Origin of the sequence: Bacteroides sp. 43_46 (assembly GCF_001915455.1) — a bacterium.
Lineage (GTDB): Bacteria > Bacteroidota > Bacteroidia > Bacteroidales > Bacteroidaceae > Bacteroides > Bacteroides caccae.
The window spans coordinates 1-12,971 of sequence record NZ_MNQN01000120.1 but is presented as its reverse complement, the minus strand read 5'-3'; the positions used below and the strand labels follow the sequence as shown (position 1 = coordinate 12,971).

Annotated in this window: 13 protein-coding genes; 9 read left to right on the top strand and 4 right to left on the bottom strand. The window is 43.0% G+C overall.

Annotated features, from left to right (window positions below):
* Positions 1–55 precede the first annotated feature (55 nt).
* Together BHV72_RS13330 and BHV72_RS13325 are read right to left on the bottom strand one after the other, a co-directional pair.
* The gene (locus BHV72_RS13330) at positions 56–1,603 is read right to left on the bottom strand and encodes a cytochrome ubiquinol oxidase subunit I (RefSeq protein WP_005676401.1); all 1,548 of its coding nucleotides are present in this window, start codon (positions 1,601–1,603) and stop codon (positions 56–58) included.
* Positions 1,604–1,623: 20 nt separating this feature from the next.
* Positions 1,624–1,860, bottom strand: coding sequence for a DUF4492 domain-containing protein (locus tag BHV72_RS13325; RefSeq protein WP_005676402.1), 237 nt, complete (start codon positions 1,858–1,860; stop codon positions 1,624–1,626).
* A gap of 218 nt (positions 1,861–2,078) precedes the next feature.
* Here BHV72_RS13325 and BHV72_RS13320 point away from each other — a divergent pair, with 218 nt between their 5' ends.
* From BHV72_RS13320 to BHV72_RS13280, 9 genes are all read left to right on the top strand, one after another.
* Positions 2,079–3,476, top strand: coding sequence for a TolC family protein (locus BHV72_RS13320; protein WP_005676403.1), 1,398 nt, complete (start codon positions 2,079–2,081; stop codon positions 3,474–3,476).
* 46 nt (positions 3,477–3,522) lie between these two features.
* A complete protein-coding gene (locus BHV72_RS13315; RefSeq protein ID WP_005680682.1) occupies positions 3,523–4,743 on the top strand; it encodes an efflux RND transporter periplasmic adaptor subunit in 1,221 nt (406 codons plus the stop codon).
* 372 nt (positions 4,744–5,115) lie between these two features.
* Complete coding sequence (locus BHV72_RS13310) at positions 5,116–5,859, top strand: ABC transporter ATP-binding protein (RefSeq protein WP_005676406.1); 744 nt, start codon at positions 5,116–5,118, stop codon at positions 5,857–5,859.
* Between the two features lie 22 nt (positions 5,860–5,881).
* Entirely contained in the window at positions 5,882–7,102 is a 1,221-nt protein-coding gene (locus tag BHV72_RS13305) for an ABC transporter permease (protein WP_022042661.1), read from the top strand.
* A gap of 18 nt (positions 7,103–7,120) precedes the next feature.
* Positions 7,121–8,176, top strand: coding sequence for a sensor histidine kinase (locus tag BHV72_RS13300; protein ID WP_005676410.1), 1,056 nt, complete (start codon positions 7,121–7,123; stop codon positions 8,174–8,176).
* A gap of 40 nt (positions 8,177–8,216) precedes the next feature.
* The gene (locus BHV72_RS13295) at positions 8,217–8,915 is read left to right on the top strand and encodes a LytR/AlgR family response regulator transcription factor (RefSeq protein ID WP_005676412.1); all 699 of its coding nucleotides are present in this window, start codon (positions 8,217–8,219) and stop codon (positions 8,913–8,915) included.
* A 368-nt stretch (positions 8,916–9,283) separates the two neighbouring features.
* Entirely contained in the window at positions 9,284–10,507 is a 1,224-nt protein-coding gene (locus BHV72_RS13290) for a tyrosine-type recombinase/integrase (RefSeq protein WP_004318751.1), read from the top strand.
* 97 nt (positions 10,508–10,604) lie between these two features.
* Complete coding sequence (locus BHV72_RS13285; RefSeq protein ID WP_004313367.1) at positions 10,605–10,775, top strand: hypothetical protein; 171 nt, start codon at positions 10,605–10,607, stop codon at positions 10,773–10,775.
* A gap of 41 nt (positions 10,776–10,816) precedes the next feature.
* On the top strand, positions 10,817–11,266 hold the full coding sequence (locus BHV72_RS13280; protein WP_004300324.1) for a DUF5053 domain-containing protein: 450 nt from the start codon (positions 10,817–10,819) through the stop codon (positions 11,264–11,266).
* Between the two features lie 301 nt (positions 11,267–11,567).
* On the opposite strand, the gene BHV72_RS13275 is transcribed toward BHV72_RS13280, so the two are convergent.
* Positions 11,568–12,281 carry a hypothetical protein gene (locus BHV72_RS13275; RefSeq protein ID WP_004318758.1) on the bottom strand — a complete coding sequence of 238 codons (714 nt, stop codon included), beginning with the start codon at positions 12,279–12,281 and terminating at the stop codon, positions 11,568–11,570.
* Positions 12,282–12,439: 158 nt separating this feature from the next.
* On the bottom strand, positions 12,440–12,910 hold the full coding sequence (locus BHV72_RS13270) for a DUF6808 domain-containing protein (RefSeq protein WP_004318760.1): 471 nt from the start codon (positions 12,908–12,910) through the stop codon (positions 12,440–12,442).
* Between the last annotated feature and the right edge of the window lie 61 nt (positions 12,911–12,971).

The window sequence follows — 12,971 nt, the reverse complement described above, 5'->3', positions numbered from 1 at the left end:
TTAAGTATTAAGTTTTAAGTATTATGTATGACGCTCTGATATCAGATTCCAGGTATTAAACCTCCGGCCCCTTCTTGATAGCCCTTATCATGATTCCTATTTCCGCAATCAGCATTACGGTAAATAAAAACAGGAAGATAAAGAAAGTAGTCTGAACAGAGCCGACATCCAACTTGGAGATAGCCGCCGATGTAGGAAGCAGATCCCGGATAGCCCACGGTTGACGGCCACATTCGGCAACCACCCAACCGGCTTGTCCGGCAATGTAAGCCAGAGGAATCGTCAGTAAAGCCACCCAATGCATCCAGCGCATTTTGCTTAAATCCTTTTTATAGATAAAGAACAGTACAACAATAAAGAACAGAATGAAATATCCACCCAGAATCACCATGACACGGAAGGCATAAAAGTTCAGAGGAACATTCGGAACCAACTGATTCACATCCTTAATATATCCGTATCCGAAATAAGGAATATTCTCCTGCAACACTTTGTATGCCACTTGCGCATCCTCCTCGTTCCCGGCACTCTTCGCAGCACGGTAAGCAGCCAGCGCACCGATAGCCGTTTTACCCCGTTCAATCTTTTCGGCAGCCGAAAGAGCAATCGTACCGTCTTTCTGTTGATAGCCACCTTCGATAATATTCGTAATTCCCGGAACATAAGCATTGGCGTCACGCTCGGCAAGGAAAGAAAGCATACTCGGTATCTCAATACGGAACAGGAAAGGTTCTTTTCCGTCATTATAAGTCTTCTTTTCGGGATTCAGCATGCCGATTCCTACCAAACCCACATTCGTACCACCCTCATACAATCCTTCCACAGCGGCAAGTTTCATCGGCTGCGTCTGCGCAATCTGATAACCGGAGCCGTCGCCTGTCCAAACGGAAAGCAGTGATGCCACCAATCCGAAGATAGCACCAATCTTTATGCTGGCAAGTGCAAACTCACGATTGCGCTTCTTCAACAAATACCAGCAACCAATGCCTACTACAAACACGCCACCCAGCACCCAGCCGGACAACACCGTATGAAAGAATTTATTGACGGCCACAGGCGAAGTAGCCACCGCCCAAAAGTCCACCATTTCATTACGAACCGTATCAGGATTGAACTCCATACCCACCGGATGTTGCATCCAAGCATTGGCAACAAGAATCCACCAGGCGGAAATTGTAGCTCCCAGACCTGTCAGCCAGGTAGAAGCCAAATGAAAACGCTTGCTCACTTTCTCCCAGCCGAAGAACATCACCGCTATAAACGTAGCTTCCATGAAGAAGGCCAAAATCCCTTCAATAGCCAACGGCGCACCGAAGATATCGCCTACGAACCACGAATAATTACTCCAATTCGTACCAAATTCAAATTCCAGAATCAAACCGGTTGCCACACCAATGGCAAAGTTAATACCGAAAAGTTTCATCCAAAATTTGGCTGTCCGTTTCCAGAATTCATTGCCTGTTTTATAATACAGCGTCTCCATTATTCCCATTACCACCGCCAGTCCGAGCGTAAGGGGAACAAAAATCCAGTGGTACATAGCTGTCATCGCAAATTGGGCTCTCGACCAATCGATCAGCGAGGTGTCAATACTTTCAATCATAATCTTATGTAGTTTAAAAGTTAAAAATCAGTAGATTTCTCGGGAAGAGCACGTTGTATCAGTTCATTTCCCACATACGTTCCCTTGTCGGCATCCGTAGGGTGGTCGCCAAGAAAGTCGGGGAAGAAGAACAACTTCAGAATAAAGAACATGATGAATAATTTCAAAAGGATAATAATCCACAGAGTACGCCCCAAAGTCATACTTCGAAAGCCTTCCAGGTAGAAGTTCCAGACGGAAAGTAGTGTATTCTTCATATTTCTACGTCAAGATTTGTAATGAGTACAAATATACAATTTTTATAATTAAAACAAACAAATCCCTTGAATTGTTGCAGAATTTGTCGTGTTTTTCTAAAAAAACCTGCCTATCGACAGAAAAAAATCATTTAACGGCGAAATTCCGCAATCCGTCTATCACTTTTGCTGCTATTATAATATGTACGTACCTTCGTTTCCGGTTAATTAATAGAAGAATGAATATGATAAACGTAAGAAGATTGACAGTGATAGCATTTTTGGGTGCAGGTATGCTGCCCGGCATATCTGCCCAAAATTCTTCTCTGCAAGTCGATACACTGAACGAAACAAAGCTTCCCGCTCAATGGGACTTGCAATCGTGTATCGACTATGCCCTTGAGCAGAATATTACGATTCGTAAAAATCGGGTTACTGCGGCAAGCACGCAGATTGATGTGAAGACAGCCAAGGCTGCCTTGTTCCCCAGCCTCTCCTTCTCTACCAGCCAGCAGGTTGTGAACCGGCCGTATCAGGAATCAAGTAGCAGAGTCAGTGGCAGTGAGATTATCAGTACCAACAGTAAAACCAGTTACAATGGAAACTACGGACTAAATGCCTCGTGGACTCTTTATAATGGTAGCAAACGGCTGAAGACAATCCAACAGGAGAAACTGAACAATCAGGTAGCCGAACTGGATGTAGCGACTTCGGAGAACAGTATTCAGGAGTCTATTGCACAAATATATATTCAGATACTTTATGCAGCAGAGTCTGTCAGAGTAAATGAAAATACGCTGCAAGTCTCCATTGCACAGCGCGACCGCGGTCAGGAACTTCTGAATGCCGGAAGCATTGCCAAAAGCGATTTCGCACAATTGGAAGCGCAGGTCAGTACCGACCGTTACCAACTTGTCACAGCGCAAGCCACTCTGCAAGATTACAAATTACAACTGAAACAACTGCTCGAACTCGACGGGGAGAATGAAATGAACATCTATCTCCCCGCTCTGTCCGACGAGAATGTACTGTCTCCGTTGCCCGCCAAAAGAGATGTGTATGTGAGTGCCCTTGCCCTTCGTCCCGAAATCGAAGCGAGCAAACTCAATGTGAACGCTTCCGAATTGGGAATCGACATTGCCAAGTCCGGCTACCTTCCTACCGTCAGCCTCAGCGCGGGAATCGGAACGAATCATACCAGTGGTAGTGATTTCACTTTCGGCGAACAAGTAAAAAATGGCTGGAACAATTCCATCGGATTGTCTGTCAGCGTGCCTATTTTCAATAATCGACAGACAAAGAGTGCCGTACAGAAAGCCAAGTTACAATATGAAACGAGTATGCTGTCATTGCTCGACGAACAGAAAGCCTTATACAAAACGATTGAAGGACTTTGGCTCGACGCCAACAGTGCACAGCAACGCTATGCAGCAGCCAACGAGAAACTGAAAAGTACGCAAATCAGCTACAACCTGATTAGCGAGCAATTCAATCTGGGAATGAAAAATACAGTAGAACTTCTCACTGAAAAGAACAACTTGCTACAAGCACAGCAAGAACAGCTTCAAGCCAAATATATGGCAATACTGAATACACAGTTGTTGAAGTTCTATCAAGGCGACAAACTAGCTTTGTAAGGAATCGAATATCAGCATTATAAATAAGTAAAAGCATAATAAACGAATGAAAACGAAAAAGATTATTCTAATCGCTGTGGCAGTCGTTGTGGTTGTGGGAGCAGGAATCTGGTTCTTTGCAGGTTCACCCGCCAAACACAAGGTTACGTATGCCACCACTACTGTCAGCAAAGGCGATATTTCAAATTCGGTGACTGCTACCGGAACGATCGAACCGGTAACGGAAGTAGAAGTCGGTACACAGGTATCCGGTATCATCGACAAAATCTATGTGGACTATAACTCGGTAGTAACCAAAGGACAGTTGATAGCCGAAATGGACCGCGTCACCCTGCAAAGCGAACTGGCTTCACAGAAAGCAACCTATGACGGTGCGAAAGCCGAATACGAATATCAGGAAAAGAACTTCCAACGCAGCAAAGGTCTGCACGAGAAATCATTAATCAGTGATACGGACTACGAACAGGCCCTCTATAACTACCAGAAAGCCAAAAGTAACTACGACAGCAGCAAAGCCTCTCTGGCAAAAGCAGAGCGTAACCTGTCCTACGCCACGATTACCTCACCGATTGACGGTGTAGTTATCAGCCGTGATGTGGAAGCCGGACAGACTGTTGCTTCCGGATTCGAAACTCCGACCTTGTTCACCATTGCTGCGGACTTGACAAAGATGCAGGTAGTGGCCGACGTGGACGAAGCTGATATAGGCGGTATCGAAGAAGGTCAACGTGCCAGCTTCACGGTAGACGCTTATCCGAACGACACATTCGAAGGAGTAGTGACACAGATTCGCCTGGGAGATGCGAGCAGTACCAGCAGTACAAGTTCCAGCACCAGCACGGTGGTTACTTATGAGGTGGTAATCTCCGCCCATAATCCGGATCTGAAACTGAAACCACGTCTGACTGCCAATATCACAATCTATATTCTCGACAAGAAAGATGTACTGTCTGTTCCTAACAAGGCTTTGCGCTTTACACCGGAAGAACCTCTGATCGGTAAAAACGATATTGTGAAGGATTGCGAAAGCGAACATAAAGTCTGGACACGCGAAGGCACCACATTCACTGCTCATCCGGTAGAAATAGGAATTACAAACGGAATCTCCACAGAGATCATCAGCGGTGTCGCCGAAGGAACAAGAGTAGTGACAGAAGCTACCATAGGTGGCATGCCGGGCGAAAGCATGGAAGCCCCGACAGGTCAGGAAGGCGGAGAAAGAAGTCCGTTCATGCCGGGCCCTCCGGGAAGCAAAAAGAAAAAATGAATCCATTTTAAGAAATCAGTCTAAGAGGATAGAGCTGATTTCCTAAAATTAAAATAATGTGAGTTCGATATAAGTCTATACTGTTCACAACTCTCCTCCTTCGGGAAGGAGGAGTACCCGTAGGGGGAGGTGGTAGGTGAATATATAGGTATATGAAATATACTGCCTTACGATTAAAAGCAAATGGCCGCACCTACCACCCCGCCCTTTGGTTTCCCCTCCTTCCCGGAAGGGAAACCATGCGGATGATAACTGTTATATCGAACTCACATTAAAACAGGCTAAAATAAACTTTGCGCAAATCCGAGAAGTATGTAAAACCGATTCTGAAAACCAGCAGACATTTTGCAAATGAGAAATAAAGAATAAAAGATGAAAAAAGTAATTGAACTTCAAAATATCAAACGTGACTTTCAGGTAGGAGAAGAAACTGTCCATGCGTTACGAGGCGTTTCTTTCACTATCAACGAAGGAGAGTTTGTTACTATCATGGGAACTTCCGGTTCGGGAAAATCCACGCTGCTCAACACATTGGGCTGCCTGGATACCCCAACCAGCGGAGAGTATCTGCTCGACGGAATCTCCGTCCGCACAATGAGCAAACCTCAACGGGCGGTACTCAGAAACCGGAAAATCGGTTTTGTGTTCCAGAGCTACAACCTCCTCCCCAAAACAACGGCAGTAGAAAACGTGGAGTTGCCGCTGATGTACAACTCCGCCGTCAGTGCCTCCGAACGTCGCCGCCGTGCTATCGAGTCTCTACAAGCGGTGGGACTGGGCGACCGTCTCGAACATAAGTCGAACCAAATGTCCGGCGGACAGATGCAACGTGTTGCCATCGCCCGCGCACTGGTGAACAATCCTGCCGTTATCCTTGCCGACGAAGCCACCGGAAATCTCGACACCCGTACCTCTTTTGAGATACTTGTCCTGTTTCAGAAACTTCACGCGGAAGGACGTACAATTATATTCGTAACGCATAATCCCGAAATCGCACAATACAGTAGCCGGAATATACGGTTGCGCGACGGTCATATAACGGAAGATACGGTCAATACGAAGATTCTGTCTGCCGCCGAAGCGCTGGCTGCATTGCCGAAAAATGAGGAAGACTAATTAAAGTTATAAGCTTTTAAACATGAATGGAACCAATTTATTTAAAATAGCTCTCCGGGCGTTGGCGAACAACAAGCTACGTGCTTTCCTTACCATGCTCGGCATCATTATCGGTGTCGCATCCGTCATCACGATGCTTGCCATTGGACAAGGCTCGAAGAAAAGTATCCAGCAGCAGATATCCGAAATGGGCTCGAACATGATAATGATTCACCCGGGAGCCGATATGCGTGGAGGTGTCCGGCAAGATCCCTCTGCGATGCAGACCTTGAAACTAGCAGACTACGAAGCCTTACGCGATGAGACAAATTTCCTGTCTGCCATTAGTCCCAACGTATCTTCGTCCGGACAGCTCATCGCCGGAAACAATAACTACCCTGCCTCCGTCAACGGAGTAGGAACAGAATATCTCGACATCCGTCAGCTCACTGTCGAAAATGGAGAGATGTTTACCGAAGCCGATATACAAAGCTCTGCCAAAGTATGCGTTATCGGAAAGACAATCGTAGATAACCTTTTCCCGGACGGTAGTGATCCCGTGGGAAAGATTATCCGTTTCAGCAAAATACCGCTTCGCGTGGTAGGTGTGCTCAAATCGAAAGGTTACAACTCTATGGGACAGGATCAGGACGCCGTCGTGCTTGCGCCTTACACCACAGTGATGAAACGCCTACTCGCCGTCACTTACCTGCAAGGCGTCTTTGCTTCTGCCCTCACTGAAGATATGACGGACTATGCCACGGAGGAAATCACCGAAATTCTTCGCCGCAATCATAAGCTAAAAGCCTCGGACGACGATGACTTCACGATCCGTACCCAACAGGAATTGAGTACAATGCTGAACTCTACCACCGACTTGATGACAACCCTGCTTGCCTGTATCGCCGGCATTTCATTGGTAGTGGGCGGTATCGGAATCATGAATATCATGTATGTATCCGTCACGGAACGTACCCGTGAAATCGGTCTGCGTATGTCCGTCGGAGCACGAGGCGTCGATATTCTGAGCCAATTTCTTATCGAAGCGATCATGATCAGTATCACCGGAGGTATCATCGGAGTCATTATCGGCTGCGGAGCCAGTTGGATAGTGAAAAGCGTGGCCCACTGGCCTATCTATATTCAGCCGTGGAGCGTTTTCCTTTCTTTCGCTGTCTGTACCGTCACCGGAGTCTTCTTCGGTTGGTATCCTGCAAAAAAAGCTGCAGATTTAGATCCGATTGAGGCAATCAGATACGAATAAAAAACTATCTTTGTCTTTATGAAACAAACCTTTACATCCGCACGTCGTCCCCTGGAGATACTGATACACATTATCGGCTGGGGGATTATGTTCGGTTTCCCGTTCTTTTTCGTCGAACGTGGGAACGGAAACATCAACTGGTGGGCTTACGTACGCCATGCCGCCGTACCACTTTCTTTTATGATCGTGTTCTACGCCAATTATTTCCTGTTGGTTCCCCGCTACCTTTTTCAGAATCAGGCTAAGAGATATGTTGTTTACAACATCATCCTATTATGTGCCATTGGAGTTTTACTTCATCTCTGGCAGAGCCTGACATTCGACCCGTCATTTGCTCCGAAACCCAAACGGGCGGGTATGCCTCCGGGCTGGCTGTTTTTCCTTAGAGATATGCTGAGCCTTGTCTTTACTATCGGGCTAAGTGCCGCTATCCGCATGAGTGCCCGTTGGACACAGAACGAAGCTGCCCGTAAGGAAGCAGAAAAAAGCCGTGCGGAAGCTGAACTGAAAAATCTGCGCAATCAGCTGAATCCGCACTTCCTGCTGAACACCCTGAACAATATTTATGCACTGATTGCGTTCGACTCGGACAAGGCACAACAGGCGGTACAGGAATTGAGTAAATTACTCCGTTATGTTCTGTACGACAATCAGCAGACGTATGTCCCTCTCTGCAAGGAAGTGGACTTCATCCGCAATTACATTGAACTGATGCGTATCCGATTATCGTCGAACGTAAAAATGACTACTCAATTCGATATCCAGCCGGACAGCCAGACACTTATTGCCCCACTTATCTTCATTTCCTTGATTGAGAACGCTTTCAAACATGGCATCTCCCCCACCGAAACGAGTTTCATCAGCATTCGTATCTCGGAAAGCAACAAAGAGGTAATTTGTGAGATCCGTAACAGTAATCATCCTAAGACAATGGAGGACAAGAGTGGTTCAGGCGTGGGATTGGAACAAGTCAGCCGACGGCTGGAGATACTTTATCCAGGGGATTACACCTGGTCGAAAGGCATTTCGAAGGAGGGAGAAGTGTACGAATCTCGACTGAGTATCAGGATTTGAGAATAAAACGTTAAGTATTAAACAATAGATATAGAGAATTATGATGTTACGTTGTGCAATCGTTGATGATGAGCCTCTGGCTCTCGGTCTGTTGGAGAGTTACGTGAACAAGACTCCGTTTCTGCAACTAGCCGGGAAATATTCCAGTGCGGTTCAGGCCATGAAAGAGTTGCCGGATGAGGAAGTCGATCTTCTTTTCCTGGATATTCAAATGCCGGAGCTTAACGGACTGGAGTTTTCTAAAATGGTGGATTCTCGTACCCGTATTGTGTTTACCACCGCCTTCGGTCAGTATGCCATTGACGGCTACCGTGTCAATGCGCTCGATTATCTGCTGAAACCTATTTCGTATGTCGATTTCCTGCAAGCTGCCAATAAGGCACTTCAATGGTTCGAACTGGTTCAGAAACCGGAAGAAATAGACAGCATTTTTGTAAAAAGTGACTACAAACTGGTACAAGTAGACTTGAAGAAAATTATGTATATCGAAGGACTGAAAGATTATATTAAAATTTATACAGAAGACGCTCCCAAACCTATTCTTTCATTGATGAGTATGAAAGCTATGGAAGAACTTCTGCCGTCCAGCCGCTTTATACGTGTACACCGTTCGTTCATTGTACAAAAAGATAAAATACGTGTGATTGACCGTGGCCGTATTGTATTCGACAAGACCTATATCCCTATCAGCGACAGCTACAAGCAGGTCTTCCAAACTTTCCTCGACGAGAGGAGCTAATGTTTAGCTGTTTTATCGGTAAAAAAGAGAATTTTGTCGATTATAGTTTGTCAGAATATGATTTATGCGTACATTTGCACCGAACAGAAAAGGGATTGTGAAATTCCAAGAATAGAATAGTTTAGTTAAGTCTAGTTTAGTTTTTGTGTTGATCGGAAGCCTGCGAGCGAGCATGAGCTTCCGATTTTTATTTTATTGATATACAGCATATTAAAAGCACAATCGAACTATTTTTCCTATCAATTAGTAGTCTATAATAGAGAGCAAAAACGTCACTTTTGACGCTATAAAATGGTCGGATTATGGTCGGAAAATTCCCGGATTAGAATCTGATTATAAGTAAATTACAATAGGATGTTAAAAAAATAATGGTCGAAAACGCCATTTTTACCCTAAAAACACAAATTATGGCTACATTAACATTGGTAATAGTTCCCGCAAAAAGGTTATCAGACGGGACACATAAAATAAGAATTCGAGTCGCACACAACTCTGAAACGAGATTCATCACCACGGATATAGTGGTAAGGGAAAACGAGTTTAAGAACGGTAAAATAGTACACCGTCCAGACAAGGATTTTCTCAATACAAAATTACAACAGCTATACAACCTTTATTTCAAGCGATACATGGAACTGGACTACCCTGATTCGCTCACGTGCACGCAATTAGTCAAAATGATAACTAACCCGTTAAACGGAGAAAAGCATCGTAAGTTCGAGGATATCGTGGATGAATATCTGTCCCAAATAGATGAAGAAGAACGTACCAAGACATACAAACTCTATCGGCTGGCCACAAACAAGTTTATGCAATTCATCGGGAACGGTTCTCTCATGGAACATATTACCCCTATCAGAATGAACCAGTACATATCATGGCTCAAAAAGACAAAGCTGTCAAGCACCACAATCAACATCTACATAACCCTCCTAAAGGTTATCATTAACTATGCTATAAAGATGAGATACGTCACCTACGATATCGACCCTTTCATCACAGCCAGAATTCCATCAGCCCAAAAGAGGGAAACGCAAATCACCGTCGAAGAACTCAAGACAATCAGGGACGCCAATTTAGAGCATTACAATCTCAACGTCACACGGGACATTTTCATGCTTACTTATTATCTTGCCGGCATGAACCTAGTAGACATACTAGCATACGATTTCCGGACGGATGAAATAAACTACATCCGAAAAAAGACCAAAAACACCAAAGAGGGGGACTCCCTGATTTCCTTTTCCATTCCCGAAGAAGCAAAGCCCATTATAAAAAAGTATATGAAAAAGAATACGGGGAAAATTATATTCGGGAAATACAAGAACTATACCTCCTGCTATAACCTGCTGGCTAGGAAAATCAGTCAATTAGGCAAGGTGGCAGGAATCAGGCATAAATTCACCCTATATTCAGCCCGCAAATCTTTCGTCCAACATGGATATGACCTGGGAATTCCTCTTAGTACACTGGAATACTGTATCGGGCAGTCAATGAAAGAAGATAGACCAATCTTCAACTATGTCACAATAATGAGAAAACACGCTGATAAAGCAATCAGGGAAATACTTGACAACTTGAAAAATGAATAATCACATATAAAATAAATCACTAAGAATTTGCATAATAACCAAATGCTTATTATCTTTGTAGTGTCAAATAAGAGTTCTTAATTTTAATGTTTAACTGATGAAAGATGAAGAAAAAAAAGAATTAGAACAAGAGTATGAGAATTTAAAACTTCTCGCTTCTTTTCACGAGGCCTATGGGGTTCCTGAAAATGCCAAAGAACGGGAAGCGCTTATAAATGACATACTCGATCGGATGAACGAAATCCAAGAGAAATTAAAAAAGTTGTAATTAACATCCCTCCCTTCGGGGAGGGACAAACATTAAAAGCTATGATAGATTGGAATGATTGCCTGCCAACAAAAGAAATGCAGGCTGACTTTGAAAGATTCAAAGAACTAAAAACCACAGAAGAAAAAGAAGCTTTCAAAAAGGAAATGCAGGATAAATATAATAAACTACCGGAAGCCCAAAAGGAAGCCTACAAAAAAGCATCTGAAGCTGGGCTAAAAGCAACGGTAAATGCCTGCAATGATTATATAGAAAGAGTGGAAGAAGCCATATTACGTGATAAACTTGGAGAATTGCCCGAAGCAATCTCATTCAGTTATATTGCAAAGAAATATTTTGGTAAAAGTAGAAACTGGCTATATCAGCGTATTAACGGAAATATAGTCAACGGGAAAAAGGCTCGCTTTACTGACAATGAACTCAAAACGTTTCTGAACGCTTTGAACGATGTTAGCGAAATGATTCATCAGACATCATTAAAGATCAGTTAAGCTCTTATTTGACACCATCCCTGCATTGAGCCGATGCAGGGATTTTTATTGTCTAATCGAAAAATAATTGTATCTTTGCAACATCAAGATAATACGGACATAATTCGGATTATTTTGGTTTGACTTTGGTGAGGGGGTGGTTCCCCTCACTTTTTTTATATCCACGATCGAACTTTTCATTTATATATTAGTACTATCTTATGTAACCCTTCTTGAGAGTTTGTTGATTCGTGTGTTGTTGATAGGAAGGATTACAAAAAAGGCAGCCTAATAAGCTGCCTTTCATTTACCTTCAATCCAATTATTTACTTACATCCCAATCAAAAGAATAAACATAACCATTGATAGGTATATTTATAGTTAGAATCTTTCCCTTTTTTCTTTTAATGTTCATATATCCTATTATACCCTCATTGGGATGTACCGTTGTCTTCTTCAGATATCCTTGCCTTTTTATTTCCCTATCATTATCCATCATTTTACCCAATGTTTGTAGTTGATAAGATGATGCCATATTAGCTTGAAAAGCCGCATTTGCATCATAATGGTTGGTCACTGTTGTATAAGCGGTACCATTTGACGAATACGATGTGGAATAAGATGTAGAATATCCGGCACTTCCCGCACTAAGCCCAGAAGAAAAGCCATATAAGGCCATAGCCCAGTTTTGAGACTTTCTTATCTTTTTCTGAAAAGCTTCATTTGTGTATACCATTAATTGATAATTATCTCCTCTATTAGTCAGCAAATGAGAAGTAACATCGTCCGGCGTAAATATGACCGACGAATCACACTGATTCTTGATGAAAACATCAATCCGATAATATTTTCCATAATCATCCTTCGTTTCATAAGTCGTAAGGCCAACGATAAAACCATTCGCATTTCTATATGCCCAAAGATTCCCATCATTATATTCTGTCATAACCGTAGAATCATTTTCTGATAGAATTAAAGTTTGTGCTTTGGATATTATTGAAATACACGCAAAAAGAAATAAACATATATATTTCATACCTTCAATATAATTTATATAAGTTACATCATAAGATTAGATTAAAATGTAAATACGAAATTATAAATAATATGTGAAATATCCAAAAAGAATTTAGCAGTAAAAAAAATAATGGAGAAGTAATCTACGAATACTAGTGTATTGTATTTCCTTTTTCATTACCACATAATCAAATTACAGCTTATTCCCACCCCAACATACCAACCGCCCGGATAACTATATCCTGTCTGTAAGCCTAATCCCCAACGTTTTTTCTTCTGTAAAGGTGAAAGAGTAATAATTTCCTTGTCTCTGTACACCTCCATGAAATCAAGACTAGGCTTATATCCACTAACTATGGCCCGGTAATTATCAGTTTTATATTCCTTGCTTACAATAGGTACAAGTACCGGAATTGAATCACCTTCTACGGTTCTGTCAGTCGTAGTATCTATCAAGATAGGTAAATATACCGTATCGATACGCTTTGGAGTTCTCTTTGCCGGTTTGGGTATTGTGTCTCTTACTGTGTCCCGGACATGTACAGTATCTCCCTTAATGTACACAGTTGACAGATCGTGCAGATGACAACGCATCCACACGATCACGCCAAACAATAGACAGACTAATATCCACGGAAGAGACTTCATATGCCTAGATATTTACAAATGCCTTTCACATGAAGAGAAACAATAGTCCGTTTCCCCTCCT

Bases quoted from the DNA above. Each gene is read 5' to 3' on its own strand.
- BHV72_RS13280 (WP_004300324.1), top strand. From the start codon at position 10,817: ATGATAGATTGGAATGATTGCCTGCCAACAAAAGAAATGCAGGCTGAC.
- BHV72_RS13270 (WP_004318760.1), bottom strand. From the start codon at position 12,910: ATGAAGTCTCTTCCGTGGATATTAGTCTGTCTATTGTTTGGCGTGATC.
- BHV72_RS13330 (WP_005676401.1), bottom strand. From the start codon at position 1,603: ATGATTGAAAGTATTGACACCTCGCTGATCGATTGGTCGAGAGCCCAA.
- BHV72_RS13325 (WP_005676402.1), bottom strand. From the start codon at position 1,860: ATGAAGAATACACTACTTTCCGTCTGGAACTTCTACCTGGAAGGCTTT.
- BHV72_RS13320 (WP_005676403.1), top strand. From the start codon at position 2,079: ATGAATATGATAAACGTAAGAAGATTGACAGTGATAGCATTTTTGGGT.
- BHV72_RS13305 (WP_022042661.1), top strand. From the start codon at position 5,882: ATGAATGGAACCAATTTATTTAAAATAGCTCTCCGGGCGTTGGCGAAC.
- BHV72_RS13300 (WP_005676410.1), top strand. From the start codon at position 7,121: ATGAAACAAACCTTTACATCCGCACGTCGTCCCCTGGAGATACTGATA.
- BHV72_RS13285 (WP_004313367.1), top strand. From the start codon at position 10,605: ATGAAAGATGAAGAAAAAAAAGAATTAGAACAAGAGTATGAGAATTTA.
- BHV72_RS13275 (WP_004318758.1), bottom strand. From the start codon at position 12,281: ATGAAATATATATGTTTATTTCTTTTTGCGTGTATTTCAATAATATCC.
- BHV72_RS13295 (WP_005676412.1), top strand. From the start codon at position 8,217: ATGATGTTACGTTGTGCAATCGTTGATGATGAGCCTCTGGCTCTCGGT.
- BHV72_RS13310 (WP_005676406.1), top strand. From the start codon at position 5,116: ATGAAAAAAGTAATTGAACTTCAAAATATCAAACGTGACTTTCAGGTA.
- BHV72_RS13290 (WP_004318751.1), top strand. From the start codon at position 9,284: ATGGTCGAAAACGCCATTTTTACCCTAAAAACACAAATTATGGCTACA.
- BHV72_RS13315 (WP_005680682.1), top strand. From the start codon at position 3,523: ATGAAAACGAAAAAGATTATTCTAATCGCTGTGGCAGTCGTTGTGGTT.